Consider the following 26,493-nt stretch of genomic DNA (forward strand, 5'->3'; position numbering starts at 1 on the left):
GACGCCGCCATCGACGACCCGCCGCCGGGGCAGGTGACGATCGCGAGCGGGCTGCATGTCAGCCTTGTCGCAAACAGCCGCAAATTCGAACGAATCAGGGCGTTGCTGCACGTTTATCGGATTCCCCTCCGATCAAGAACGCGGTAACGATCCCACCGTTACCCGGAGTCGAGGACCATGGAAGAATTCTACCGCATCCGCCGCTTGCCGCCCTACGTGTTCGAGCAGGTCAACCGGGCCAAGGCCGCCGCGCGCAACGCCGGCGCCGACATCATCGATCTCGGGATGGGCAATCCGGACCTGCCGGCGCCGCCGCACGTCCTGGAGAAGCTGAAGGACACTCTCGGCAAGCCCCGCACCGACCGCTACTCCGCCTCGCGCGGTATCACCGGTCTCCGCAGGGCCCAGGCCGCGTATTACGACCGCCGCTTCGGCGTGAAGCTGAACCCCGACACCCAGGTGGTCGCGACGCTCGGCTCCAAGGAAGGCTTCGCCAACGTCGCCCAGGCGATCACCGCCCCCGGCGACGTCGTGCTGTGCCCCAATCCGAGCTATCCGATCCACGCCTTCGGCTTCCTGATGGCGGGCGGCGTGATCCGCTCGGTGCCGTCCGAGCCGACCCCGGATTTCTTCGCCGCGGCCGAGCGGGCGATCATCCATTCGATCCCCAAGCCGATCGCGCTGATCGCCTGCTATCCGTCGAACCCGACCGCCTATGTGGCCAGCCTCGACTTCTACAAGGACCTGGTGGCGTTCGCGAAGAAGCACGAGATCATGATCCTGTCGGATCTGGCCTACGCCGAAGTCTATTTCGACGACAACAATCCGCCGCCGTCGGTGCTGCAGGTGCCGGGCGCGATGGACGTCACCGTCGAGTTCACCTCGATGTCGAAGACGTTCTCGATGGCCGGCTGGCGGATGGGTTTTGCGGTCGGCAACGAGCGCATCATCGCCGCTCTGGCCCGCGTGAAGTCGTATCTCGATTACGGCGCGTTCACCCCGGTCCAGGTCGCCGCCACCGCGGCGCTGAACGGCCCCGACGACTGCATCAAGGAAATGCGCGAGACCTACAAGAAGCGCCGCGACATCCTGGTCGAGAGCTTCGGCCGCGCCGGCTGGGAGATCCCGCCGCCGTCCGCCTCGATGTTCGCCTGGGCGCCGCTGCCGCCGGCCTTCCGCGAGATCGGCTCCATGCAGTTCGCCACCCTGATGGTGGAGAAGTGCGGTGTCGTGGTGTCGCCCGGCGTCGGCTTCGGCGAACACGGTGAGGGCTTCGTCCGCATCGCGATGGTGGAAAACGAGCAGCGCATCCGCCAAGCGGCGCGCGGCGTCCGGCGCTTCCTTGAAAGCGGCGTCGAAACGTTGCACAACGTCGTGCCTCTCGCTGCTCAGCGATAGGCCGTCATTGGAGGCCGCCCGCCGGCCTCCGGGTTCTTCCCCAAGAAACGCCGGTTTCCGGTAGCAGGTCAGCGCGTCATGGTCGCGCCACTCAGAGTGGGTATTGCGGGTCTCGGCACCGTGGGTGCCGAAGTCGTCCGCGTCATCGAACGGCAGGAGCGGACCTTGTCCGCTCGTTGCGGCCGCCCCGTGCGGGTGGTCGCGGTCACCGCGCGCTCCAAGGCGAAGAAGCGCGGGCTCGACCTCTCCGGTATCAAATGGGCCAAGAGTCCGCTCGCGATCGCCACCGATCCCGAGGTCGACTGCTTCGTCGAGCTGATCGGCGGTGCCGGCGATCCCGCCGGCCCGGCGATTGAGGCTGCGCTGGCTGCCGGCAAGGCGGTGGTCACCGCCAACAAGGCGCTGATCGCCAAGCACGGCCTCAAGCTGGCGTCGCTCGCCGAGAAGCACAATGCGGCGCTGAACTACGAAGCCGCCGTCGGCGCCGCGATCCCGGTGATCAAGACGCTGCGCGAGGGCCTCGCGGGCACCGACATCGATCGCATCTACGGCATTCTCAACGGCACCTGTAACTACATCCTGACCCGGATGGAGCAGGAGGGGCTGTCGTTCGACGACTGCCTCGCCGATGCGCAGCGGCTTGGCTACGCCGAAGCCGATCCGACCTTCGATATCGACGGCCACGACACCGCGCAGAAGCTGGCGATCCTGGCCAGCCTCGCGTTCGGCACCAAGGTGTCCGAGAGCTCGGTTTACGTCGAAGGCATCCGCTCGATCACCCCGGAAGATCTCCGCGCGGCCGATGATCTCGGCTACCGCGTCAAGCTGCTCGGCGTGGCGGTCCGCACCGCCAAGGGCATCGAGCAGCGCGTGCATCCGACCATGGTACCGAAAACCTCGTCGATCGCGCAAGTGATGGGCGTGACCAACGCCGTCTCGATCGACGGCGACGGCATTCCGCCGATCACGCTGGTCGGTGCCGGCGCCGGTGCCGCCGCGACCGCATCCGCGGTGGTGGCGGATATCGCCGACGTCGCCCGCGGCATCCGCGCGGTGCCGTTCGGCCGGCCGGTGGCCGGGCTGAAGGCCACCGCGAAGGCGCCGATGCAGCGCCATGAAGGCGGCTATTACTTGCGGCTGCTGGCGCGCGATCACGCCGGCACCGCCGCGACCATCGCCAAGCGGCTTGCCGAGCAGGACATCTCGATCGAGTCGATCGTGCAGCGGCACCCGCACCGCAGCCTCGATGCCAATGGCAAGGCTGCCAAATCGTCGATCCCGGTGCCGGTGATTCTGATCACTTACGCCACCGCCGAAGACGCGGTGCGCCGCGCCCTGCAGGCGGTGCAGCGCGACAAGGTGATCAGTGGCCGGCCACAGGTGATCCGGATCGAGAAGAACTGAGTTCGACCATTCGTACAGCCCCCGCCGCAAGCGCGGGGGCACTGTTTTGAGGAGCTGGGCCGATGTCGACCACCATTTCCGTTCCGCCGCAATTGCTGCTGGAGCGCATCCTGACCCTGGAGATCGTGCGCGTGACCGAGCGCGCCGCGGTGTCTGCGGCGCGGCTGCGCGGCCACGGCAACGAGAAGGGCGCGGACCAGGCCGCGGTCGATGCGATGCGCCGCGAGCTCAACAAGATGCCGATCGAAGGCACCATCGTGATCGGCGAGGGCGAGCGCGACGAAGCGCCGATGCTGTTCATCGGTGAGAAGGTCGGCGCGGGCATCAATGCGGGTCCGAAGGTCGACATCGCGGTCGACCCGCTCGAAGGCACCACGCTGTGCGCCAAGAACATGCCGGGCTCGATCGCCACCATGGCGATGGCCGAAGGCGGCACGCTGCTTCATGCGCCCGACGTCTACATGCAGAAGATCGCGATCGGTCCCGGTTACGAAAAGAACCTGATCGACATCGATGCGCCGCCGGAAGACAACATCCTCCGTCTGGCGCAGGCCAAGGGCGTGCCGACGAGCGGCGTCACCGTGCTGGTGCTGGACCGTCCGCGCCACGCCGAACTGATCGCCAAGATCCGCGCCACCGGCGCCGGCGTCCAGCTGATCACCGACGGCGACGTTGCCGGCGTGATCCACTGCGCCGACCCGGACAACACCGGCGTCGACATCTACATGGGCACCGGCGGTGCGCCGGAAGGCGTGCTGGCCGCGGCGGCGCTGCGCTGCATCGGCGGTCAGATGCAGTGCCGGCTGCTGCTCGACACCCACTCCAAGCGCAACCGCGCCGAGTCGATGGGCATCGAAGATCCGAACTTCGTGTACCAGATCGAGGACATGGTGAAGGGTGACTGCCTGTTCGCCGCCACCGGTGTCACCGACGGTTCGCTGCTGTCGGGCGTCAAGTTCCGCAAGGGCGTGATCCAGACCGAGACCGTGGTGATGCGGTCGGTCACCGGCACGGTGCGCTACATCAAGGCGGACCACCGCCAGCTCGAAAAGTTCCACCTCGATTAAGTCGAATCCGATTTCATCGGTTTCGACTTACGTTTTTCTGTAACGCGTTTTCTTCACGCGAACCGGTACCCACTTCGCTTGAAGACGCTTTGAGAACGGAGACGTCGGATGGCCGTCGAGATTCGTCCCGTCGGCCCCGACGAGCGGGCCGCCTGGGAGCCGCTTTGGGCCGGTTACCTCGCGTTCTACAAGGCCACGCTGGCCCCCGAGGTGTCTGACGTCACCTGGGGGCGGTTTCACGATCCCGCCGAGCCGATGCATCTGCTCGGCGCCTATGTGGACGGCAAGCTCACCGGCATCGTGCAGTTCATCTATCACCGATCGTGCTGGACGGTCGGTGACTACTGCTATCTGCAGGACCTGTTCGTCGCCGACACCGCCCGTGGGCTCGGCCTCGGCCGCAAGCTGATCGAGGCGGTGTACGCGCGCGCGAAGGCCGACGGCTGCAGCCGCGTGCATTGGCTGACCCAAACCGGCAACGCCACTGCGCGTCTGCTGTACGACCGCATCGCCGAGGATTCCGGCTTCATGCAGTATCGGAAGATTTTGTAGCCAGCCCGACCGCGTCGTTGCATCGCTGCGCTGGCAATGACGAAGAACAACAAGGGACGAACGCCATGCCGGCCACCGATGCGACAGACGTCAAAGCCCTGCTGTTCGACGTGTTCGGGACCGTGGTCGACTGGCGTAGCAGCCTGATTGACGATCTTTCGGCCTATGCGGCGCAGCGCGGTTTGCAGGGCGACTGGACCAAGCTGGTCGACGTCTGGCGGCAGGCTTACGTGCCGTCGATGGACGCGGTGCGCAAGAATCCGCAAGCCGACTTCCTGACCCTCGACGAACTGCATCGGCGGTCGCTGGAGCGGCTGGTCGGCGAGTTCGGCATCAAGGGGCTGACCGAGGACGATCTCAACTACATGGTCACCGGCTGGCATCGGCTGAAGCCGTGGTCGGGCGTCGTTGCCGCGCTGGAGCGACTCCATACCAAGTACATCCTGGCGCCGCTGTCGAACGGCAATGTCGGGCTGCTCACCCGGATGGCGAAGAACGCCGGCCTGCCGTGGGATATGGTTTTCGGCAGCGACATCTTCCGGCACTACAAGCCGGATCCGGAGAACTATCTCGGTGCTGCGAAGCTGCTCAATCTGCAGCCCGGCGAAGTCATGCTGGTCGCTGCCCACAATTACGATCTTCGCGCCGCGCAGGCGCTCGGCCTTAAAACGGCGTTCATCCCGCGTCCGACCGAATACGGTCCGCTGCAGACGATCGACTTCGACGCCACCGGCGACTGGACCATCGTGGCGGACGATCTGGCCGGCATCGCCGACCAGCTCGGATGCTGACCCGCGAGAAGGTCAATCCTCTCCGTCATTGCGAGCGAAGCAATCCAGCTCCGTGCACTGAGCTCGATTGCTTCGCTTCGCTCGCAATGACGGGCAGTGGGTTTCTCCGGCAGCCTTCCTGGCGGTTTGCGCCTCCGGCGCTTCGTGCTTATCTGCGCTGACCATGACGCCTCCCATCTCCGTTTTGCCGGCCGAGACCGTGCCGGCGTTTCTCGGCGTGACCCGCTCGGCCACCGGCAAGGCGTGGCGCGACCGGCTCGACGCCCGCGCCACCGCCAAAGCGCAGGCGATGGTGCAGCGTTATCAATTGCCCGAAATGCTGGCGCGCGTGCTGGCCGGGCGGGGTGTGGAGATCGACCAGGTCGAGGACTTCCTCGACCCGACCATCCGCAAGCTGATGCCCGATCCGGCGTCGCTGACCCAGATGGAAGCCGGCGCCAAACGGATCGCGGATGCCGCCTCGCGCAGCGAGAAGGTGGCGATCTTCGGCGACTACGACGTCGACGGCGCGACGTCGTCGGCGCTGCTCGCCTGGCATCTGCGCCACTGCGGGCTCGATCCTTTGATCCACATTCCCGACCGGATCTTCGAAGGCTACGGCCCGAACATCGACGCGATCCGCATGCTCGCCGGCAAAGGCGCGACGCTGCTGATCACCGTGGACTGCGGCACCACCAGCCTGGAGCCGCTCGCGGAAGCGCGGCGGCTCGGGATGAGCGTGGTGGTGATCGATCATCACCAATGCGGCGACGAGCTGCCGGACGTGGATGCGTTGATCAATCCGAACCGGCCCGACGACCTGTCCGGGCTCGGCCATCTTGCCGCGGTCGGCCTGGTGCTGATGACGCTGGTCGCGGTCAATCGCGAGCTGCGGCATCGCGGGTTCTGGACCACCGAGCGGCCGGAGCCGAACCTTTTGGACATGCTGCATCACGTCGCGCTCGGCACAGTGGCGGACGTCGCGCCGCTGGTCGGGCTCAACCGTGCGTTTGTCGCCAAAGGTTTGATCGCGATGCGCCGCCGCGACCATGTCGGCCATACCGCGCTGATGGACGTTTCGCGGCTGAACGGTCCGCCGGAGGCGTGGCATCTCGGCTTCATGCTTGGGCCGCGCATCAACGCCGGCGGACGCATCGGCCGCGCCGATCTCGGCGTCCGGCTGCTGCTCGAATCCGACGTCTCGGAGGCCGCCCGGATCGCCGCCGAGCTCGATCGGCTCAACAGCGAGCGCCGCGAGATCGAACAGAAGGCCGAAGCGCAGGCGGAAGCCGAGGCGATGGCCTCGCTCGGGCTCGAGGACAAGGGCGCAGTGATCGTCACGGCTTCCGAAGGCTGGCACCCCGGCGTGGTCGGGCTGGTCGCCTCGCGGCTGAAGGAGAAGTTCGGCCGGCCGTCGTTTGCGATCGCGCTGGAGCCGGGCGGCATCGGCACCGGTTCGGGCCGCTCGATCTCCGGCGTCGATCTTGGCAAGGCGGTGCGCCAGGCGGTGCATGACGGGCTGCTGCTGAAGGGTGGCGGTCACGCCATGGCGGCCGGTGTGACGTTGCGAAAAGAACGTCTGGCCGAATTCCGCGCCTGGCTGGAGACGACACTCGCCGGCGACGTCGCCAAGTCGCGCCACGTCAACGAGCTGTATATCGACGGCGCGGTGTCGGCGCGCGGCGTCACGACAGAACTGGCGGCGACGTTGAACCGGGCAGGGCCATTCGGTGCCGGCAATCCGGAGCCGATCGTGGCGCTGCCGGCGCATCAGCTGATCTACGCCGACGAAGTCGGGCAGGCGCATCTGCGGCTGCGCTTCAAGGCGGGGGACGGCGCGATCGTCAACGGCATCGCGTTTCGCAGCGTCGGCCAGAAGCTCGGCAATGCCTTGACCGAGAACCGCGGTCAGACCCTCCACGTCGCCGGCAGCCTCAGCGTCGACCGCTGGCAGGGTGCCGAGCGGGTGCAGCTCCGCGTCATCGACGTCGCGGTGCCGGATGCAGGGCCGACGATGATCAGGTGATGAGCGCGCTTGAGGCGGCCACGCGATGAGAATGCCGGATTAGTAATGGCCGTCATGGCCGGGCTCGACCCGGCCATCCATCATGCTTGCGAGATGGATCGCCGGATCAAATGTTCAGCCCGGAGACATAGTCGACACGTGTTCGGAGACATGACCGACACCTTTTCCGCCGTCAAGTCGATGGTGGCGACTTGGTGGGCGGCGAAGAACACGCCGTATTTGCCGTCGGTGGAGAGCGGCCTGATGGCCAAGCGCTCTCCGGCGAAGGCTTGCGGCACCTTCCACAAACGACCTTTGAAGCTGACATAGGCCTTGGTTTTCGGGACGGAGCGGACGATGTCGCGCTCATCGTATTCTGGAGCCGGCAGGCGGTCCGGCAGAGAACGCCGGCTCGGTTGGTAGCGATCAGCAGGCACCAGCTGGCCTAGCGACTCGTGAGGGCGCTCGAAGTTGTACACCTCGCGCCAGGAGTCGAAGGCACGTTGCGCCTCGGCGAGGTCGCGCAAGGGCCGCAGCGCAAACACCTCGTCGTCCAGCGTGCGATGGAAGCGCTCGTTCTTGCCGCGGCTCTGCGGGTGATAGGGACGGCTGCGGATCACGCTGATGCCGAGCTTGAGCAGCCACACCGAAAACCACGTCCAGCGCTCGCCGGAACTATCCGACCACGGCGAGCCGTTGTCGACGAAGATCGTGTCGGGCAAGCCGTAGTGCCGGAACGTCGTTTGCAGCCTGTCCTGCACGGTTTCGCCGCGCTGATCGGCGCAAGCCTGGAGGCACAGATCGTAGCGTGAGTGATCGTCCACCACGGTCAGCGGATGGCAGCGGACGTCGTTGCCGAGCCGAACCCAGCCTTTGAAGTCCATCTGCCAAAGCATGTTCGGTGCCGGCATCTCGAACCGCAGCGTCGCCGGTGGACCGCCGGCGGCAGGCTTGATCCGGCCGTGCCGGCGCAGGATCTCGTGGATCGTCGACACCGCCGGAGCGCTGTGTCCGGACCGCTTCATCGAGCTAGCGATCTTGCGCGCCCCCCACGCTGGATGCGCATCGCGAACCGCCAGCACCTGTGCCTCGCACGCCGCCGAGGTTTGCCGCGGGCTTTCGTGCGGCCGCCGCGATAGGTCGACGACATCACCTCCGGCCGCGCATCGCTCCAACCATTTGTAGCCGGTCGTCCAATGAATGCCGAACCGCCGGCACAACTCCCGCCGGTTCGCTCCCTCCTGCATCGCAAGCCGGACGAACTCTCGTCTCTGATCCACCGCCGACACCTCACGCCAGGGCATGGACTTGGCCTCCAACCGCCAAATCCAGCCACTATGATGCGTCGACTATGTCTCCGAACACCCGTAGGTCATGTCTCCGGGCTGAACATCAAATCCGGCGATGACGATAGGTGAAGTGGATACGCTCGAGTATCGAACCAGCTCTCAGGTGCAAATCTCGCCCTGGATGATCATTTCCCGGAACAGCTCGACCGCTTTGGGATTCAGCGCGCCTTCTTCGGGGAGCACCAGCGGCAGGTCGGGCGGGGCGAGGATGGCGAACTGGCGGCCCCATTCGTAAACCCAGGCGAGGCCGTCCTGAAACATCACCTCGTCGTCGTAGCGCGGGGTGCGGCCCGAGCGGGCTTCGGCGAAGCCGCGGCGGAAGGTGGTGTTCCAGACGATCTCGTCCAGCGGAGCTTGGAAGGTCTCGGCCTGAGGGCGCACGTCGGTCATGGCTCAAATCCGGCGATACATCCTGAAGAAACTGAGGAAGGGTATTATTCCACGGCTCGGCCGGGGCAAAACCCTGACTTTCGGTCAATCGCCCCGGTCGTGTTTGGCAGGGATCAGATAGGCCGGGATCAGCCGGCGGATCAAGCCGGCCGTGACGTGCCGGAAGCCCGGATGGTGCAGGCAGACGCCGCCGACCAGGCCGACCACGCAGCCGACCACGGTATCGATAAACCGCGCCTCGATGATCTGGTGCACCGGCTCCTGGCCGAGCGTGGCGGCATCGGCGAGGAAGATGGTGAGCGGGGTGATGAAGATCACCGCAAAGCCGTAGTGCCGGATCACGGCCGTCTCGATCACGAAGCTCAGCGCAATCACCGCGAATGCGATGCTCCATTTCTCCAGAGGTAGCGCCAGCAGCACGGCGGCGAGGCCGAGTCCGATTGCAGTGCCGAGCAGACGGTGCAGGTGCCGATTCCAGATTGCGCGCACCGACAGGCCCTGGATCACCGCGAGACAGCTCACCGGCACCCAATACGGCCGTTCGAGCTGCAGCGCCTGGGCCAGTGCCAGCGCGCCGCCGACGAACACGCCGATTACCACCGCGTCGAGCACGACGTGTTCGAAATCATCGGTTGCCAGCGGCGGCACCGGGAGCGGATCGCGGATCCGTAGCACCACCACCGAATAGATCATCGCGATCAGGGTGGCGAGCAGGCTGCCGAGTACGAACAGTCCCGCCTTCAGCGGCAACTGCATCAGATCGCCCGGCGTATAGGCGGCAATCGCGGCGGCCATCACGAAGAACATGCTGCCGGGCGGCCCGACCCGATAGAACCGGCACAGCATCGTCACCAGGATCGCCGTGAAGGTGATCGCCGGCACCAGCAGCCACGGCAACAGATGCACCACCAGACCGAGCGTGTAGCAGGCGGCGTAGCCGAATCCGGCTGCCATCATCGACACCATGCGATGGTGCAGCGGCGTGCGCGGCAGATACAGGAACGCCATGCCGCCGAGCGACGAGATCAGGCCGTAGTCGAGGTGATCGAAATACGCGCCGATCAGCATCGGCACGCCCGCGGCCAGTGCCGCGGAGAACGGCATCTGCCACGGCCGGTCGCTCGGATTGAAGGTGACGAGCTCGCGCCACTCTTCGTGCGCCAGCGCCTTGATTCGGTGCCACGTCCAGTGATGTCGCATCATCGAAAAGCCTGCGGCCTCTATCCACCCTGCCGCAGTCGCGCCAGCACCTTCAGTCCGCCATAGCCGTCGGCAGGCCGAAGGCCGGATTTGATTTGGAAGTCCCGGATCGCCTTCATGGTGTCGTTGCCGACCCGGCCGTCAGTGCCGCCGGTGTCGAAGCCGGCGGTTGTCAGCCGCGTCTGCATCTCCTGCACCTCGGCGAGCGTCAGCGCGCGCTCCGATCCGGGGAACGGATGGATGAACGGGCTGCCGCCGAGAATGCGATCACCGAGATGGCAGATCGCCAGCGCGTAGTTCATCGACGGGTTGTAGCTCTTCACCGCGTAGAAATTCGGCCCGATCAGGAATTTCGGACCTCCGTCGACCGGCACCCACATGGTTGCGCTGGCCGAGGAAACAGGAAACGGCTGGCCGTCGGCGCGCGAGACTCCGGAGCGCGACCATGCCAGATAGCTGCGGCTGCCGCTGACCGCGCCGCCGGGGCCTTCGACCTCGTAGCCCCAATGCTCGCCGCGGTGATAGTTGCCGCGCCGGACCAGATACTTCGCAGTCGATCCGAGCGCGTCGTCGGGCCGGCCGAACGGCGATACCCGTCCGTCGCCGTCATAGTCGATGCCGACGTTCAGCCACACCTCGGGCATCCATTGGCTGTGGCCCATCGCGCCGGCCCAGGAGCCGTGCATTTCCTCCGGCGTCGACCAGCCCTTGTCGACGATCCGCAGCGCGTTGATCAGCTCGGTCTCCCAATACGGACGCCGCCGCGGCTCGCGCCAGGCCAGCGCTGCGAGGGAGGGGAAGACCGGCCGCATATGGTTCTGCTGCACCAGCGGATCGCCATAGGCGCTCTCCACGCCCCACAGCGCCAGCAGCGTGCCGCGCTCGACGCCGAAGTCGCGCTCGATCCGGGCGAACAGCGCTTCGTTCTTGCGCAGCGCCTCGCGGCCGGCGGTGATCCGCCAGTCCGACACCCGACGGTTGATGTACTGCCAGAGCTGCTCGTTGAATTCCGGCTGCTTCTGGAAGTTCTTGAACACGCTCATGTCGGGTTCGAGCGATCCCATCACCCGATCCCAGGTGCGGGGCGAGACGCCCTTGGCGAGCGCCTTCGCCCGGAACGCGTCGCGCCATTCATCGAAGCCGGCTGGCGCGGCGGCGGAAGCTGCGGCCGGCAGCATCACGGCGGCGCCGACGGCCGTCTGCAGCAGGCGGCGACGGGTGAGAGAGGTTGGGGAATCGCGATCGACCATAGCCGGCAGTGTAGCGGCATTGCGGGCGTCCCCAAAGCTGCTGCGGCTCGATAGCAGCTGCGCAAGCAGGGCGGCGATTGTTCCACCAAGCTGCAGCGACACGATGTCTCCGCCTGTGCCCTTGTACCGCCGCGCTTTGCGCCCAACTGGTGCCACCGACCCGCCTTCCGCAGCCCCGAAGATTCGAGGCGCGATAAAGCCGACAGCCAATGAGGAGTTGAGGTGGACCGCGAATCCGAGATCGGGCCGGACCTCGAGGAAGCTGCGCCCAGCGATGGCTCCGACCTGGGCAGTGCCATTCCCCAGGCGGCGCTGACGCGCCGGCTGCTGATGGTGATCAATCGCGGCAGCCGCTCGGGCAGCCAGGCTGTCGGTCTGGCCGGATCCAAGCTCAGCGCCGCGGGCTTCGACCTGGTGGTTTCAGCACCCTCCAGTCGCCACGAGGTCGCGCCCTGGATCGAAGCCCATGCCGAGGGCGCCGCAGCGGTGGTGATCGCCGGTGGCGACGGCACGCTCAACGCCGCCGCGCCGGCGCTGATGAAGACCGGGCTTCCGCTCGGCGTCATTCCGGCCGGCACCGCCAACGATCTGGCGCGGACGCTCGGCCTGCCGCTCGACATGGAAGCCGCCGCGGACGTGATCGCGGCCGGTCACCGCAAGATCATCGATCTCGGCGACGTCAACGGCCACAAGTTCTTCAACGTCGCCAGCGTCGGGCTGAGCACGGATCTGGCGCGTGAGCTCAGCGGCGAAAGCAAGCGCAGGTTCGGCCGCCTCAGCTACGCGCTCACCGCCGTGAAGGTGCTCAGCAAGGCGCGGCCGTTCCACGCCGTGATCGTGTCGGGTGAGGAGCAGGTGCGGGTGAAGACGATGCAGGTTGCGGTCGGTAACGGCCGCTACTACGGCGGCGGCATGGCGGTCGAGCACACCGCCGAAATCGATGACGGGCAGTTCGATCTGTATTCGCTGGAATTCGCGCAGGTGTGGAAGCTGCTCGCGGTCGCTTACGATTTTCGCAAGGGCCGCCATGGCCTGTGGCGCGAGGTGCGGGCGGCCCGCGGTACTTCGTTCGAAATCCGCACGCGCAAGCCACGTCCGGTCAATGCCGATGGCGAGCTGGTGACCTTCACGCCGGCTCGGTTCGAGTTGCTTCGTGAGGCCGTCAGCGTGTTCGTGCCGAAAGATCCGGCGCCGCGCGGCTGAACGGCTTCCACGCCATGCCCACGAAAAAGCCCGCCGGGATGCGGCGGGCTTTGCGGGAGTCAGCAGGGCTGACTGCGATTAGTCCTTGGCGCGTTCGACGTAGGAGCCATCTTCGGTCAGCACGACGATGCGGGTGCCGGTGCCGATGTGCGGCGGGACCTGGGTGCGGACGCCGTTCGACAGCACCGCCGGCTTGTACGACGACGACGCCGTCTGGCCCTTGGTCACCGGCTCGGTGTCGACGACTTCGAGCGTGGCGCGTTGGGGCAGGGTGATCGCAACCGCGGTGGTGTCGTGCATCGACAGCTTCACCACCATGCCTTCCTGCAGGTAAGGCGCAGCCGAGCCGACGACGTCTTTGGTGACCTGGACCTGATCGTAGGATTCCGGCTCCATGAAGTGGAAGCCTTCGCCGTCTTCGTACAGGAAGCTGTAATTGCGCTCTTCGATGGTGACCTTCTCGACCTGGTCGGTGGTCTTGTAGCGCTCCGAGATCTTCACGCCGTCGCTGATTCGGCGCATTTCGATCTGGCTGACGGGCGTGCCCTTGCCGGGATGGATGTTTTCGGCAGACAGGACGACGTAAAGCTTCCCATCTTGCTCGAGGACGTTGCCCTTGCGAATAGAACTGGCGATGACTCTCAAAGGAATGTTTCCTGTCGTTCAGGTCCGGGCCCGATCCGGGCGTTGGTATCCCGAGGCCGAAACGGTTTCGGGGCGCAACATACTGATTTGTGGCGCTGATGCCAGTGTTTTGCGTGGCCGGATGGGGGCGACTTGAGATGGAGGCGACAAGCCAACCGTCGCCCTGGTGGAACAGGGATAGGTATCTGGACCGTCAGCCGTTTTTGCGCGCGCGGGGGAGCGTGACCAGGGCCGTGCGGGCCTGGTTCGAGGCGGCGGGATTTACCGAGGTCGAGACCGCGATCCTGCAGATCTCCCCCGGCAACGAGACCCATCTGCACGCCCCGCGCACCGAACTGTTGGGACCGGATGGCGAGCGGCGCATCCGATACCTGCGGACCTCGCCGGAGTTCGCCTGCAAGAAGCTGTTGGCGGCCGGCGAGACGCGAATCTTCGAGCTTGCCCGGGTGTTTCGCGACCGCGAGCGCGGCCGGGTGCATCTGCCGGAGTTCACCATGCTGGAGTGGTATCGCGCCGAGGCGCCGTACCAGCAGGTGATCGACGACTGCATCGCGCTGGTCCGCGTGGCGGCCGAGGCGACCGGCATCGCGACGTTTTCGTTCAAAGGTCGGCGCGCCGATCCGCAGGCCGAGCCGGAGCGATTGACGGTGGCCGAGGCGTTCGTTCGCTTTGCCGGCATCGATCTCCTTGCCACGATTGCCAAAGGTGAGGGGGATCGCACGGCGCTGGCCAACGCGGCCGCTGCATGCGTGCGGATCGCCGAGGACGACACCTGGTCCGATATCTTCAGCAAGGTGCTGGTCGAGCATGTCGAGCCGCGGCTCGGCGATGGACGGCTGACGGTGCTCAGTGAGTATCCGGCGCCGGAAGCGGCGCTCGCCCGCACCAAACCCGACGATCCGCGGGTCGCCGAACGGTTCGAGCTGTATGCCTGCGGCGTCGAACTCGCCAATGGCTTCGGCGAACTCACCAACGCCGCAGAGCAGCGTGAGCGCTTCATGGCCGCGATGGACGAGAAGGAGCGGCGCTACGGTGAGCGCTATCCGCTCGACGAGGCGTTTCTCGCGGCAGTCGGCGAAATGCCGGAGGCCAGCGGCGTCGCGCTCGGCTTCGACCGCCTGGTGATGCTGGCGGCCGGCGCAACCACGATCGATCAGGTGGTGTGGACGCCGCCGGCAGGCGAGGACGCATGACCAAGGTCACCCGATTGAATACGCCGGCCGCGGCGACGTTGCGTCAACCCGACGAACTGATCGCCGAGGGGCTGGCCGCGGCGGACGACCGCGCGATGCTGAGCGAGGTCGCGGCACGCTACGCGATCGCGGTGACGCCGGCGGTTGCGGCGCTGATCGATCGAGCTGATCCTGACGATCCGATCGCGCGGCAATACATCCCGCGCGCCGAAGAGTTGTCGTCGCTCGCCTTCGAACGCGACGATCCGATCGGCGATGCCGCGCACGCGCCGGTCGAAGGCATCGTGCATCGTCACCGCGATCGCGTGCTGTTCAAGCCGGTGCATGTCTGCGCGGTGTATTGCCGGTTCTGCTTCCGCCGCGAGATGGTCGGCCCCGGCAAGGACAACGCGCTGTCGCGCGAAGCGACCGCTGCGGCGCTCGACTACATCCGCGCGCACGACGAGATCTGGGAAGTGATCTTCACCGGCGGCGATCCGCTGATGTTGTCACCGCGGCGGCTCAGCGAGATCATGGCCGAACTCGCCGCGATCGAGCACGTCAAGATCGTTCGCTTGCACACCCGTCTTCCGGTGGCCGATCCGGCGCGGATCACGCCGGATTTGGTGCGCGCGCTGCGGGCGCCGGGCAAGACCACATGGCTGGCGCTGCACGCCAACCACCCGCGCGAATTGACCGGCGATGCGCGTGCGGCGTGCGCGCGGATCGTCGACGCTGGGATTCCGATGGTCAGCCAGTCGGTGTTGCTGCGCGGCGTCAACGATGATGCGGCGACGCTGGAGGCGCTGATGCGCGCCTTCGTCGAATGCCGGATCAAGCCGTATTATCTGCACCATGGCGATCTGGCGCCGGGCACCGCGCATTTGCGCACCACGCTCGCCGAAGGTCAGGCCTTGATGCGCGCGCTGCGCGGCAATGTGTCGGGACTCTGCCAGCCGGAGTATGTGCTCGACATTCCCGGCGGCTACGGCAAGGCGCCGGTTGGCCCCAATTATTTGTCGGACGCCGATGGAACCGGGCGGGATTCGCGCTATCGTGTCGCCGACTATTGCGGCGAGGTGCACCTGTATCCGCCGCTATCGGAATGAGCGGCACTAGGATGTCGCTCGGAAGCCCGGCAACTGGGTCGGGCGTTGGTGCGTTGGTACTGGGTTGGGCGCGAGACCGCTGGCCGATGCAGACCGCCGCAACGCTGGAGCGCTCGCTGACCAGCGTCGCGGTGGCGGCTTGGATGGAAGGAGAGCTCCGATGAAACCTGTGATGATCGCGGCCGCGATCCTGACCCTGAGCGGCAACGTGGTGTTGGCGCAATCCGGCTCAGGCAGTGGCACCGATGGCTCGACGACTTCTCCGGGAGCTTCGAGCAGCGGAGCCGACCTCAGGCAGGCGCCGGTCGGGCATCGGCAGCCGCGACGCGACGATACCCCGCCGGAGCAGAGGATCGACCAGATCGACCCGGCCGATGCGGCGCTCGACCGCAAGATCAAGAGCATCTGCCGCGGCTGCTGACGCGAACCGCGGCAGACGTCGCGCGATTAGCTGCTCTTGCGGGCGGCGAGTGCCATCGCGATCAGCGAGGTGCCGCCGAACACCAGATTGATGCCGATCAGCAGCCCGATCGCCCAGACGGTGCCGGGCCAGCCCGAGATGATGACGAACGCCACCAGGATGTCGGCGATACCGGCTGCGAGCATCCAGCCCCAGCGCTCCGACATCCGTCCGCGATGCTGGAAGGCGTACATGATCGTGGCGACACCTTCGGCGAGGAAATAGACGCCGACGATGAAGGTGAGGGTCAGCGTGCCTTGCAGCGGCATCGCGATCAGCACCAGGCCGGCGACCAGCGCCAGCACCGCCGACAGCAGCGACCACCAGAAGCCGGGGCCCTTACGCGCCCAGATCGAGAAGCCGATGCCTGCCACGCCGGCGACGAAGAACAGCCAGCCGAGCACGATGGTGAAGGTGATGCTGGCGAGCAGCGGTAGCAGGATCGCCGCAAAACCGATGATCAGCAGCAGAATGCCTTCGAACAGATAGGCCTTCCAGTGATCGCGGATGGCCGCCTCGACGCGCGCCTGCAGGCGTTCGACGTCTTCGGGGCGAAGGCTGTCATCTGGCAGAGACATGGGAAGTTCTCCTTCAATGGTTCCCGGACAGGAACTTACCCCGCGCAACGCACCGCGGCGTTAATAGTTCAGGCGCTTCGGTCTGATTATTCGCGACATTGCAGTCGAATCGAAACGGCGTGGGGAATCAGTTAATTGTAGCGCTTGATTGCGACGACTTTGGCGGGAGACGACCGATGGTCCCAGCCGTTTTGCATTTGGTCGCGTTGGCGCTTGCGATCACGCTGTTCGTGTTCGCCTGACTTAACATGCAGGGACTTTGAGCTGCAGGTGTCCCGCACCGATCGCGATCGGGCGCGAGGCCTCCTTGCGTGTGCCTCTTGTTTGCGCACACTACGATCCTCGGCATACAATTCCGCAACCATGTCGTGCTCGGTCGCAGACCGAATCTGCACATTGGATTCGCCGAGCGCACTAAAAAGGCGTATATAGAGCAATATTCAATTTAAAATTGTGGTCGGATCCTCGTTCGCGCCACGAGCAAACAGTCTCCGTTAGGAGGCATCATGTGCAAGGACAAACGGCCCCACTGCAGCAGATGCGGTGCTCGCACGGGGCTCGCCCGGGTCTCCCCGGTGCAATCGATCGAACTGCGAATCTATGAATGCGCGAGCTGCGGCCAGACCGATTACTACGAGGTCAGCCCAGCCCCACAGGCGTCGTGGGGATTGCTAGCCGGTGACCGACTTGCCGGGATCCTTGCAGCACTGAAGAGGAATGATGGCGCTCCCTAGCGGAATCGAACCGCTCTCTCCACCGTGAAAGGGTGGCGTCCTAACCGATAGACGAAGGGAGCGAAACCGCCGGACGCGCGCGATACGGAGATCGCGAGCAGGCGGAAACGCACGGTTTTACCCGAAACGTTGCTTCAGCAGGCTCGGGAACCGGCCCGCCGCGAAGCAGCGGCGAACGTATAGAGGCGTTTTTTCCGAGGGGCAAGCGCTCTGCGCGGCGATCTGTCGATACCCCGACTTTTCGTTAAATCTTGCAACGATTTTTCAACAGCCGCGGACCTAGACCAGAGACAGGCTCTGAGCGATCGGAGCCGAAAGCTCTCACGTCCTGCTGTGGGCTTTGAGCGGTGTCCCCATGTCATCGGCATGGGCCCCAGCAGGCAGAGGACGATGCCATGGCCAAGGACAAGACCAAACGCGAGCCGCGCAAATCGGTGCGGCAGAGCGGCTGGATTACGCTCGACGGCGGCTTTGCCGCGCGCCCGTGCGAGGTGCTGGATCTGTCGAGTTCTGGAGCCAAGCTGGTACTGAACGAAGCTGAATCACTTGGGTCGCGGCTGCGGCTCGGCTTCTCGCGCGATGCGCGGCAGGGGCGCCAATGCGAGGTGGTGTGGCGACGTGGTACGACGCTTGGAGTCAAATTCGTCAATTGAGCGCGCGCGTCGTCGCTGAAGGCCGGCGTCGCCGAGGCAGAAAAAAGAAAGGCTCCGCTGCTCGCGGAGCCTTTCTTGTGATTGACGATGTCGCGCTTCGATTGTGAGCGGCGCCGGCTCAGTGGCCGAAGAACAGCCACAGCAGAATGATGATCGGGATCGGCACGCCGATCAGCCAAAGCAATAGTCCTCGTCCCATCTGATGTCCTCCGTTGGTTGCTCGACCAACGCGAGGTTGTGCGCGTCGTTCCGCGCCATGAGGCGCTTGCGCGAGCGATTCAGTGGGGCGCTTGCGCGCGCGATTCCAGAACGACGAAGCAAATTGCAGGCGTATGCGCCTTACCAATGGCCGGTGTTCGGCATCGAGGCCCATGGCTCCTGCGGCGGCAGGGCTTCGCCCTTTTGCAGCAGCTCGACCGACTGCAGATCCGGCGATCGCACGAACGCCATCTGACCGTCGCGCGGCGGGCGGTTGATGGTGATGCCGAGCTTCATCAGCCGCTCGCAGGTCGCGTAGATGTCGTCGACCTCGAACGCGAGATGGCCGAAGAACCGGTCCTCGCCGTAGCTCTCTTCGTCCCAATTGTGGGTCAGCTCGATCGTGGGGGCGGGGCGGCCCTTCGATTGCTTCACCAGCTCTTCGTCTTCCGGCGCGCACAGGAACAGCAGCGTGAACTTGCCCTTGTCGTTGTCGATGCGGCGGACCTCCTTGAGGCCGAGCGCTCCGACGAAGAACTCCAGGGCGGTGTCGAGATTGCGGACGCGCAGCATGGTGTGCAGGTAGCGCATGTGGTGGTGATCTCCTTCGGACAATGTGCCGGCGATCTTGGGACGGAACGGCCGCGATGGAAAGCGCGGGGCGCTGGTCGGCGGCGCGGACGAGCGCCATGCCCTTCTGCCGGAGGTTCAAAACAATAAGGTCTGGAGCCGGGGCTCCAGACCTTATGCTCGCTCGGGGGAGGTGTGACGAACGGGACGCAGCGGCGCCGAGCACGGCGGCCTTTGCATCCCATCGCTTCCGGACGGCCGACGAAAAAGAGCCCCGCCTTGGAGGTCGCGCGGGGCTCTTTTAGAGGAGGTCATCCGTTGAGACGGGTTCGACTATCCGACCAGGGCGGCCCTCTTGCAATTCAAAAAAATGTGGCTTCGAATCTGAGCACGGGAACCGGCAACTTCTCCGCGGCGGACGCGTCGATGTCGGCGCGGCCTCGTCGCTCCGGTTTCGGCTCGCGGCGCGCGTACGCTTGCGCGACGAGAGGGTAATTCTGAAATGATCCAACCATGATCGCACCCAGCCTTTCCAGCGGGGTCGAACAGCTCGGCGACATGATCGCGCACGCCTCGTCGATCGTGCCATTCACCGGCGCCGGCATTTCGACCGAGTCCGGCATTCCTGATTTCCGTTCGCCGGGCGGCTTATGGAGCCGCAACCAGCCGATCCCATTCGACGAGTTCGTGGCGCGCCAGGATGCGCGCGACGAAGCGTGGCGGCGACGTTTCGCGATGGAGCAGACCTTTGCGAAGGCACGGCCGGCCCGCGGTCATCGCGCGCTCGCATCGCTGTACAAGGCCGGCAAGGTGCCGGCGATCATCACGCAGAACATCGACAATCTGCATCAGGTGTCCGGCTTCGCCGAACACGACGTCGTCGAGCTCCACGGCAACACCACCTATGCGCGCTGCATCGGCTGCGGGAAGCGGCATGAGCTCGACTGGGTTCGCGAGTGGTTCTTTCGCACCGGGCACGCCCCACATTGCACCGCGTGCGACGAGCCGGTGAAGACCGCGACGGTGTCGTTCGGTCAGTCGATGCCGTCCGATGCGATGCGCCGCGCCACCGAACTTGCGCAGCATTGCGATCTGTTCATCGCGATCGGTTCGTCGCTTGTGGTGTGGCCCGCAGCGGGCTTTCCGATGCTGGCGAAAGAGTGCGGCGCCAAGCTCGTCATCATCAACAGAGAGCCGACCGAACAAGATGAAATCGCCGATCTGGTGATCCGTCACGACATCGGAGAAACGCTTGGACCGTTCGTCGGTAACTGAAACCTCGTAAGATTCGCAGGCTTTCAAGGCTGTTTATAGTTGTCGCGTAACGATTTTTTTGTCTTTGCCGTTTCGGTCGCGGTGTTATCTTCGAATCAACAGATTCGCGGCGGCGCAATCCTGAGTAGTTTGAGGGAATGCTCGGCGAATCATCCTCGTCGCGGAAGCGACGAATTTGTTGATGACGTGCGGGGTCCGGGGTCATGGGGTCGGACGGATTTGAGTCCAAAAGGCCGGGCGTTTTGCCCGCAGCCAGCGCTGCGAAGCCGAGAGCAGCGGAGTTTCCGGTAGGCGATTTCTCGCCGCGGGACTTCGGAGCCGGAGCGCATGGCGACCTTTCGGCTCCCCGCGATCTAAATCCGCGCGATGCCTTTACCGGTCTTGGCGAAGCCGCGAACCTCGTCGAGATCAGCGGCGTCATCAAGTGGTTCGACGCCTCGAAGGGCTACGGCTTCGTGGTTCCGGACAACGGCTGGCCCGACGTGCTGCTGCACGTCACGGTGCTGCGCCGCGACGGCTATCAGACCGCCTATGAGGGCGCCCGCATCGTCGTCGAGTGCGTGCAGCGCGCCAAGGGCTACCAGGCGTTCCGCATCGTCTCGATGGACGAGTCGACCGCGATCCATCCGGCGCAGATGCTGCCGGCGCGCACCCATGTCAGCGTGACGCCGACCAGCGGGCTGGAGCGCGCGCAGGTCAAGTGGTTCAACCGGCTGCGCGGGTTCGGCTTCCTGACCTGCGGTGAGGGCACGCCGGACATCTTCGTGCACATGGAAACGCTGCGCCGCTACGGCATGACCGAGCTGCGGCCGGGCCAGTATGTGCTGGTGCGGTTCGGGCCGGGCTCGAAGGGCATGATGGCTGCCGAGATCCAGCCGGAGAACGGCGCACCCGGCCTGTCCTCGCACTGAGCGGGGCGCCCAGAGGGTAAACGGCGCGCACACGCGCGCCGTTCTTGATCGCGCCATCCTTGATCGCCAATTTGTGAATCGGCTGACGCCCGCCGCGCATGCTGTTTGCGCGGCGGAAATGCGTTCGGCATGATCCCGGCCGCATTGCGCAGCCGTGGCGCCCGCGAAAAACAGGTTCGATTCAATGCAGGCTTCTGAAATGTTCAAGTTCCGCCGGCTGCGGTGGCTGGGTGCGCTCGCGATGGCGCTGATGCTGTGCGGCCTTCTGGTGCGCGGCGCGGTGGCGGCGCAGATGCAGTCGCTGGAGATCGTCGGCAAGACCGGCGTGCACGTGTTTACCGTCGAGATCGCCACCACCGATCAGGAGCGGGAAGTCGGCCTGATGTACCGCAAGAGCCTGCCGGACGGGCAGGGCATGCTGTTCGACTTCCGCCCCGAGCAGCAGGTGTCGATGTGGATGAAGAACACCTACATCCCGCTCGACATGATCTTCATCCGCGGCGACGGCACCATCCTGCGGATCGCCGAGAACACCGAGCCGCTGTCGACCCGGATCATTGCCTCGGGCGGGCCGGTCGCGGGCGTGCTCGAGGTCAGCGGCGGCACCGCCAAGAAGCTCGGCATCGCCGCCGGCGACCGGGTGGCGCATCCGCTGTTCAAGTCGCGCTGAGGCCGGCTTGCTGGTCTGACGTGAACCGTGTATCGACGGCCGTCGGCCCAGAGATCCGGGTCATGGATCGGGTCATGGATCGGGGTATAGCGCAGCCTGGTAGCGCGGCAGTTTTGGGTACTGCAGGTCGTTGGTTCGAATCCAGCTGCCCCGACCACTCGTTTTCCTTCTTTTCACGACGGCTTTGCCGCGGGCCCGCGGCCGGTGCCGATTGCATCGTAAGACCTGAGGCTGCTGCGGAGCTTGGCCGATGAAGATCGCGCTGGCGATCGTGTCGCTGTTCCCGAGCGGCGGGCTGCAGCGAGACTGTATGGGCATCGCCCGGCGGCTGATGGCGCGCGGCCACGACGTCACCATCCTGGCCTCACGGCGGCAGGGCGAGCTGCCGACCGACCTGAAGATTGAGCTGCTGCCGGTCAGCGCCTGGAGCAATCACGGCCGGGACTTGCGCTTTGCCGAAGCGGCAGCGCAGCGCAAACCGGCATTCGACCGGCTCGCCGGCTTCGGCAAACTGACCGATCTCGACGTGCTGTACTGCGCCGATGGCTGTGACAAGGCGCGTCCGGCGCGGTGGTCCGATCGCTTCACCGCGCGCCGCCGGATCAAGCTTGGGCTGGAGGCCGCGAGTTTCGCGCCCGGACGGCCGACGCAGTGCCTGCTGCTCAGCCAGAATCAGCTCGACAGCTTCCAGCAGGCCTGGGGCACTGAGCCGGAGCGGCTGGCGCTGATGCCGCCGACGATCGATCCCGGCCGGCGGCATCCGGAGTTTCGCACTGACGGCACCCGCGAGCGGATCCGCGGCGAGCTCGGGATCGTCGGCGATACCGTCGTTTGGCTGGCGGTGGCGGCACATCCTCTGACCAAGGGGCTCGACCGTGCGGTGGCGGCGCTTGTGGCGTTCCCGGAGGCGCGGCTGGTGGTGGCCGGTGTGGCAGATGACAGCAAGCAGGGGCGGCTGATGCGCCGGCTTTCCGGTGAAGCCAAGGTGTCGGATCGGATCACCTTGCTCGGCATGCGCCGCGACATTCCCGAATTGATGGCGGGGGCGGATTTGCTGATCCATCCGGCTCGGGTCGACACCACCGGCACCGCGATCCTGGAGGCGGTGGTGAACGGCCTGCCGGTGATCACCACCGCGGTGTGCGGCTATGCGCGCCACGTCGCAGCAGCCGATGCCGGCGTGGTGCTGCCGGAGCCGTTCGGGCCCGGCAACCTGAGCGAGGCATTGCGTCAGGCGTCGGCACCGGGGCGCCGCGCGTCATGGAGCGAGAACGGCGACCGCTATGGCGCCAGCCACGATCTCTATTCCGGGCTCGACTGTGCCGCCGCGATCATCGCCGGCGAGACTGCCGGCACGCCGCTGTCCTGAAGCTGCGACCGCGCCGGTTGAGCCTCGAGACCAGAGGCTGCGGCCGGAGCAGCTGGAGCAGCCTGGGTGGCGGGCTTGGCGGCGGGGCGGGCGGGTTTGTCCTGCTGTTTCGACCAGGAGATGTAGTAGGCGACCAGGGTCATCAGCGCGATGCCGATGACGCTGACCAGGATCTGCGCCATCAGCGAGCCGGAGCTCATGGTCAGCTCGAAATGCGCCACGAACGACAGAAACACGCCGACGCAGAACACCGCGAGCGACTGCTGGCCGCATTTGATCAGGGGATCGAAGCCGCGCCATTCCAGACCCTTCCAGTCCTTCGGCACGAACCGGATCACCAGCACCACGATCACCGCGAAATGCAGGAAGCGGTACGGGGCGAGGTTGGTTTTGTCGTTGGGATTGAAGGCGTCGTACAGCCAGCGCGGGAACAGGTCGCCGAAGTCCTGGAAGCGGCCGGCCATCGTCATCACCAGCGCGAACACCAGATACGCCAGGCAGAACCACAGCATGCCGCGCGAGGCGATGATCGAGCGCGACCGCACCGTGCCGCCGAGCGCGCACCACGCGCCGAACACGAACAGCAGCTGCCAGCAGAACGGATTGAAGTACCAGGTGCCTTCCGGAAACGCCTGCAGATTCCATTCGAAATAGCGGGCGGTGAAATACAGCACGAACGAGCCGATCATCACCGCGTCGGGACGGCGCAGCATCAGCCACAGCACCGGCGGGAACAGGCCCATCAGCACGATGTAGAGCGGCAGCACGTCGAGATTGACCGGCTTGAATTTCAGCAGCAGGCCCTGGCGTAGCGTCTCGATCGGATTGGCGATGAGGCCGGCGACGTTGAACTCGTTGATGATCTCGGGATCGGAAAAGCGCTGCGCGACGTAGCCGATCGCCACGATGTAGATCACGAACAGCACGATGTGTGCGACGTAGAGCTGCCACACCCGCTTGGTCAGCCGGGTGCCGCCAACGATGAAGCCGCGCTCCAGCATCATCTTGGCGTACACGAACGAGGCGGTGTAGCCGGAGATGAAGACGAACAGATCGGCGGCGTCGCTGAATCCCCAGTTCCGGGTTGTGATCCAGTTCACCACGTTGTTCGGGATGTGATCCAGGTAGATCGCCCAGTTGGCGACGCCGCGGAACAGGTCGAGCCGCAGATCGCGCCCTTTGCTGGGCAGAATGGCCTGAATTTCCATGGAGCCGATCGTCCGTATTGTTGCGAAGCCCGCCCGCAGGACCCACGATTGTCACGGTGCCGGGGACAGAATATAGGAAATCAGGAAACGAAACCGCAGGCGACGGAATCACAAGTGGCCGAGACCAACTTCAAAACTTTACGTGATCCCGACCTGATCCGTTACGCGGCGGAACATTACACCAAGATCGCCGCTTCCACCAAACCGGCGCAGCGCCGCACCCCGACAGGCTCGACCCTTCCATGACCGCACGGATCTACAAGCCCGCCAAGAACGCGATGCAATCCGGGACCGCCAAGACCCGCGAATGGCAGCTCGATTATGAGCCGGAGACGCCGCGCACGATCGAGCCGCTGATGGGCTGGACCTCGTCGTCCGACATGCAGCAGCAGGTGAGCCTGCGCTTCCACACCCGCGACGAGGCGGTGGCCTATTGCGAGCGGGAAGGCATTCCGTATCAGTTGATCGAGCCGAAGGAGCCGGTGCGCCGCCGCGCCGCCTACGCCGACAATTTCGCCTTCCGCCGTCCCGAGCCCTGGACGCACTGATCCGGCGATAGTCTGCAGCGCCTCTCGCGTGCCGCGTCGACCCGCACGACCGCTCGGCGCAAGCCTGAGGCTGCGGCGAACGGCTATGCGCGTCCTGCGCTGCGCCGGTTCAGGTTAGGGTTGCGCCTGGCGGCCCGGCGATGACACGATGTCTTCAACGCTTCGGTCCCGAAGCGAGTCAGAACCTGCCGGAAACGCCATGTCGCTGCACTCCAAGATCGATCCCGGTTCGGCCGATTTCGCGCGCAATGCCGATGCGATGCGGGCGCTGGTCGCCGAATTGAACGACAAGCTGGCGGCGGTCGCTGCCGGCGGCGGCGAGGCGGCCCGCGCCAAACATACCGCGCGCGGCAAGCTGCTGCCGCGCGAGCGCGTTGATCTGCTGCTCGATCCCGGCACCGCGTTTCTCGAACTGTCTCCGCTCGCCGCCAACGGCCTCTACGGCGGGGACGTGCATTCGGCCTCGATCGTCACCGGCATCGGCCGCGTGATGGGCCGCGAGTGCATGATCGTCGCCAACGACGCGACGGTGAAGGGCGGCACCTATTATCCGATGACGGTGAAGAAGCATCTGCGCGCGCAGGACATCGCTCGGCAGAACAACCTGCCGTGCATCTACATGGTCGACTCCGGCGGCGCCTTCCTGCCGCAGCAGGACGAGGTCTTTCCCGACGAGCGCCACTTCGGCCGGATCTTCTTCAACCAGGCGAATATGTCGGCTGCCGGCATTCCGCAGATCGCGGTGGTGATGGGCTCGTGCACCGCGGGCGGCGCCTATGTGCCGGCGATGTCGGACGAGAGCATCATCGTGCGCAACCAGGGCACCATCTTTCTTGGCGGCCCGCCGCTGGTGAAGGCTGCGACCGGCGAGGTGGTGTCGGCAGAAGAGCTCGGCGGCGCCGACGTGCATTCGCGGCAGTCCGGCGTCACCGATCACTACGCGCAGAACGACGCCCACGCGATCGGTATCGCGCGCAAGATCGTCAGCACCTTGAAGCCCGCGCAGCGGCCGCCTCTCAATATGCGTGAGCCGCGCGAGCCGCTGTATCCGGCCGAGCAGCTCTACGGCATCGTGCCGGCCGAGAGCCGCAAGCCGTTCGACGTGCGCGACATCATCGCCCGGATCGTCGATGGCTCGGAGTTCGACGAGTTCAAGAAGCTGTATGGCCAGACGCTGGTGTGCGGCTTCGCGCACATCTGGGGCTTTCCGGTCGGCATCATCGCCAACAACGGCATCCTGTTCAGCGAGAGCTCGCTGAAGGGCGCGCACTTCATCGAGCTGTGCTGCCAGCGCGGCATTCCGCTGGTGTTCCTGCAGAACATCACCGGGTTCATGGTCGGCAAGAAATACGAGGCCGGCGGCATCGCCCGCGACGGCGCCAAGCTGGTGACGGCTGTCGCGACCGCCAATGTGCCGAAATTCACCGTAGTGATCGGCGGCTCCTATGGTGCCGGCAATTACGGCATGTGCGGCCGGGCCTACTCGCCGCGCTTTTTGTGGATGTGGCCGAACGCGCGGATCTCGGTGATGGGCGGCGAGCAGGCGGCGATGGTGCTGAGCCAGCTCCGCCGCGACAATATCGAGGCCAAGGGCGGCTCGTGGAGCACGGAGGAGGAGGAGGAATTCCGCTCGCCGATCCGCGCGCAATACGAGACGCAAGGCAGCCCGTACTACGCGACCGCGCGGCTGTGGGACGACGGCGTGATCGATCCCGCCGACACGCGGCTGGTGCTCGGGCTCGGGCTATCCGCCTCCAGTAATGCGCCGATCGAGCCGACCAGGTTCGGCCTGTTCCGGATGTGAT

General features: G+C 65.6%; 26 protein-coding genes, 2 tRNA genes and 1 pseudogene. 19 read left to right on the forward strand and 10 right to left on the reverse strand.

What is annotated here, in order from left to right; translation table 11 throughout:
• Positions 1-177: 177 nt before the first annotated feature.
• The 6 genes from HZF03_RS12195 to recJ all read left to right on the forward strand — a co-directional run bounded on the left by HZF03_RS12195 (position 178) and on the right by recJ (position 7,217).
• Positions 178-1,398: an LL-diaminopimelate aminotransferase gene (locus tag HZF03_RS12195; protein WP_011158053.1), complete on the forward strand. Its 1,221-nt coding sequence runs from the start codon at positions 178-180 to the stop codon at positions 1,396-1,398.
• A 78-nt stretch (positions 1,399-1,476) separates the two neighbouring features.
• Complete coding sequence (locus HZF03_RS12200; protein WP_011158054.1) at positions 1,477-2,802, forward strand: homoserine dehydrogenase; 1,326 nt, start codon at positions 1,477-1,479, stop codon at positions 2,800-2,802.
• 62 nt (positions 2,803-2,864) lie between these two features.
• Positions 2,865-3,869: a class II fructose-bisphosphatase gene (glpX, locus tag HZF03_RS12205; protein WP_011158055.1), complete on the forward strand. Its 1,005-nt coding sequence runs from the start codon at positions 2,865-2,867 to the stop codon at positions 3,867-3,869.
• 108 nt (positions 3,870-3,977) lie between these two features.
• The gene (locus tag HZF03_RS12210; protein WP_012495978.1) at positions 3,978-4,421 is read left to right on the forward strand and encodes a GNAT family N-acetyltransferase; all 444 of its coding nucleotides are present in this window, start codon (positions 3,978-3,980) and stop codon (positions 4,419-4,421) included.
• Positions 4,422-4,486: 65 nt separating this feature from the next.
• On the forward strand, positions 4,487-5,212 hold the full coding sequence (locus HZF03_RS12215; RefSeq protein ID WP_119018313.1) for a haloacid dehalogenase type II: 726 nt from the start codon (positions 4,487-4,489) through the stop codon (positions 5,210-5,212).
• A 163-nt stretch (positions 5,213-5,375) separates the two neighbouring features.
• Positions 5,376-7,217 (forward strand): single-stranded-DNA-specific exonuclease RecJ, encoded by a 1,842-nt coding sequence (recJ, locus tag HZF03_RS12220; RefSeq protein ID WP_119018314.1) that lies wholly within the window; start codon positions 5,376-5,378, stop codon positions 7,215-7,217.
• Between the two features lie 114 nt (positions 7,218-7,331).
• On the opposite strand, the pseudogene HZF03_RS12225 reads toward recJ, so the two are convergent.
• The 4 genes and pseudogenes from HZF03_RS12225 to HZF03_RS12240 all read right to left on the reverse strand — a co-directional run bounded on the left by HZF03_RS12225 (position 7,332) and on the right by HZF03_RS12240 (position 11,385).
• A pseudogene (locus HZF03_RS12225) lies at positions 7,332-8,500 on the reverse strand (IS481-like element ISRpa3 family transposase).
• A 144-nt stretch (positions 8,501-8,644) separates the two neighbouring features.
• Positions 8,645-8,935: a hypothetical protein gene (locus tag HZF03_RS12230; RefSeq protein WP_011158059.1), complete on the reverse strand. Its 291-nt coding sequence runs from the start codon at positions 8,933-8,935 to the stop codon at positions 8,645-8,647.
• Between the two features lie 84 nt (positions 8,936-9,019).
• Positions 9,020-10,138, reverse strand: a complete 1,119-nt coding sequence (locus HZF03_RS12235; protein ID WP_011158060.1) for an FUSC family protein — start codon at positions 10,136-10,138, stop codon at positions 9,020-9,022.
• Between the two features lie 17 nt (positions 10,139-10,155).
• Positions 10,156-11,385, reverse strand: a complete 1,230-nt coding sequence (locus tag HZF03_RS12240) for a lytic murein transglycosylase (protein ID WP_119018598.1) — start codon at positions 11,383-11,385, stop codon at positions 10,156-10,158.
• Positions 11,386-11,607: 222 nt separating this feature from the next.
• Between HZF03_RS12240 and HZF03_RS12245 the strand changes: the two genes are divergently transcribed.
• A complete protein-coding gene (locus HZF03_RS12245) occupies positions 11,608-12,588 on the forward strand; it encodes a lipid kinase (RefSeq protein ID WP_119018597.1) in 981 nt (326 codons plus the stop codon).
• 78 nt (positions 12,589-12,666) lie between these two features.
• Here the strand turns inward: HZF03_RS12245 and efp are convergent, their stop codons facing one another.
• Positions 12,667-13,233: an elongation factor P gene (gene efp, locus HZF03_RS12250; RefSeq protein WP_011158063.1), complete on the reverse strand. Its 567-nt coding sequence runs from the start codon at positions 13,231-13,233 to the stop codon at positions 12,667-12,669.
• 137 nt (positions 13,234-13,370) lie between these two features.
• Between efp and epmA the strand changes: the two genes are divergently transcribed.
• From epmA to HZF03_RS12265, 3 genes are all read left to right on the forward strand, one after another.
• The gene (gene epmA, locus HZF03_RS12255; protein WP_119018596.1) at positions 13,371-14,426 is read left to right on the forward strand and encodes an EF-P lysine aminoacylase EpmA; all 1,056 of its coding nucleotides are present in this window, start codon (positions 13,371-13,373) and stop codon (positions 14,424-14,426) included.
• Positions 14,423-15,514, forward strand: a complete 1,092-nt coding sequence (locus HZF03_RS12260) for a lysine-2,3-aminomutase-like protein (RefSeq protein WP_119018595.1) — start codon at positions 14,423-14,425, stop codon at positions 15,512-15,514. Before epmA ends, HZF03_RS12260 begins: the two co-directional genes overlap by 4 nt.
• 160 nt (positions 15,515-15,674) lie before the next feature.
• Positions 15,675-15,935, forward strand: a complete 261-nt coding sequence (locus tag HZF03_RS12265; RefSeq protein WP_011158066.1) for a hypothetical protein — start codon at positions 15,675-15,677, stop codon at positions 15,933-15,935.
• A 26-nt stretch (positions 15,936-15,961) separates the two neighbouring features.
• Here HZF03_RS12265 and HZF03_RS12270 read toward each other — a convergent pair whose 3' ends face one another.
• Positions 15,962-16,552 carry an HdeD family acid-resistance protein gene (locus tag HZF03_RS12270; protein WP_119018594.1) on the reverse strand — a complete coding sequence of 197 codons (591 nt, stop codon included), beginning with the start codon at positions 16,550-16,552 and terminating at the stop codon, positions 15,962-15,964.
• 721 nt (positions 16,553-17,273) lie between these two features.
• Positions 17,274-17,348: transfer RNA gene (locus tag HZF03_RS12275), tRNA-Glu, on the reverse strand.
• A 333-nt stretch (positions 17,349-17,681) separates the two neighbouring features.
• Between HZF03_RS12275 and HZF03_RS12280 the strand changes: the two genes are divergently transcribed.
• The gene (locus HZF03_RS12280; protein ID WP_011158072.1) at positions 17,682-17,939 is read left to right on the forward strand and encodes a PilZ domain-containing protein; all 258 of its coding nucleotides are present in this window, start codon (positions 17,682-17,684) and stop codon (positions 17,937-17,939) included.
• A gap of 118 nt (positions 17,940-18,057) precedes the next feature.
• Here HZF03_RS12280 and HZF03_RS12285 read toward each other — a convergent pair whose 3' ends face one another.
• Together HZF03_RS12285 and HZF03_RS12290 are read right to left on the reverse strand one after the other, a co-directional pair.
• Positions 18,058-18,312: a hypothetical protein gene (locus HZF03_RS12285; RefSeq protein ID WP_133303236.1), complete on the reverse strand. Its 255-nt coding sequence runs from the start codon at positions 18,310-18,312 to the stop codon at positions 18,058-18,060.
• Complete coding sequence (locus tag HZF03_RS12290) at positions 18,279-18,728, reverse strand: VOC family protein (RefSeq protein WP_011158073.1); 450 nt, start codon at positions 18,726-18,728, stop codon at positions 18,279-18,281. The genes HZF03_RS12285 and HZF03_RS12290 overlap by 34 nt, the downstream gene beginning before the upstream one ends.
• A gap of 492 nt (positions 18,729-19,220) precedes the next feature.
• On the opposite strand from HZF03_RS12290, the gene HZF03_RS12295 reads away from it, so the two are divergent.
• The 5 genes from HZF03_RS12295 (at position 19,221) to HZF03_RS12315 (ending at position 22,932) form a co-directional block, all read left to right on the forward strand.
• On the forward strand, positions 19,221-19,982 hold the full coding sequence (locus tag HZF03_RS12295; protein WP_011158074.1) for an SIR2 family NAD-dependent protein deacylase: 762 nt from the start codon (positions 19,221-19,223) through the stop codon (positions 19,980-19,982).
• Positions 19,983-20,185: 203 nt separating this feature from the next.
• Positions 20,186-20,893 carry a cold-shock protein gene (locus HZF03_RS12300; protein WP_012495989.1) on the forward strand — a complete coding sequence of 236 codons (708 nt, stop codon included), beginning with the start codon at positions 20,186-20,188 and terminating at the stop codon, positions 20,891-20,893.
• Positions 20,894-21,077: 184 nt separating this feature from the next.
• Complete coding sequence (locus HZF03_RS12305; protein WP_179906157.1) at positions 21,078-21,563, forward strand: DUF192 domain-containing protein; 486 nt, start codon at positions 21,078-21,080, stop codon at positions 21,561-21,563.
• A gap of 80 nt (positions 21,564-21,643) precedes the next feature.
• A tRNA-Pro gene (locus HZF03_RS12310) sits at positions 21,644-21,720 on the forward strand.
• A 93-nt stretch (positions 21,721-21,813) separates the two neighbouring features.
• The gene (locus HZF03_RS12315) at positions 21,814-22,932 is read left to right on the forward strand and encodes a glycosyltransferase family 4 protein (RefSeq protein WP_119018592.1); all 1,119 of its coding nucleotides are present in this window, start codon (positions 21,814-21,816) and stop codon (positions 22,930-22,932) included.
• Here HZF03_RS12315 and HZF03_RS12320 read toward each other — a convergent pair.
• Positions 22,866-24,140, reverse strand: a complete 1,275-nt coding sequence (locus tag HZF03_RS12320; RefSeq protein WP_119018591.1) for an OpgC domain-containing protein — start codon at positions 24,138-24,140, stop codon at positions 22,866-22,868. The genes HZF03_RS12315 and HZF03_RS12320 overlap by 67 nt on opposite strands.
• Before the next feature lie 114 nt (positions 24,141-24,254).
• Between HZF03_RS12320 and HZF03_RS24550 the strand changes: the two genes are divergently transcribed.
• The 3 genes from HZF03_RS24550 to HZF03_RS12330 all read left to right on the forward strand — a co-directional run bounded on the left by HZF03_RS24550 (position 24,255) and on the right by HZF03_RS12330 (position 26,492).
• A complete protein-coding gene (locus HZF03_RS24550) occupies positions 24,255-24,386 on the forward strand; it encodes a hypothetical protein (protein WP_276510703.1) in 132 nt (43 codons plus the stop codon).
• Positions 24,383-24,688 (forward strand): ETC complex I subunit, encoded by a 306-nt coding sequence (locus HZF03_RS12325; RefSeq protein WP_011158087.1) that lies wholly within the window; start codon positions 24,383-24,385, stop codon positions 24,686-24,688. Before HZF03_RS24550 ends, HZF03_RS12325 begins: the two co-directional genes overlap by 4 nt.
• 199 nt (positions 24,689-24,887) lie before the next feature.
• Positions 24,888-26,492, forward strand: coding sequence for a carboxyl transferase domain-containing protein (locus HZF03_RS12330; RefSeq protein ID WP_119018590.1), 1,605 nt, complete (start codon positions 24,888-24,890; stop codon positions 26,490-26,492).
• Position 26,493 lies beyond the last annotated feature (1 nt).

Source organism: Rhodopseudomonas palustris (assembly GCF_013415845.1).
In the GTDB taxonomy this organism is placed as follows: Bacteria; Pseudomonadota; Alphaproteobacteria; order Rhizobiales; family Xanthobacteraceae; genus Rhodopseudomonas; species Rhodopseudomonas palustris_F.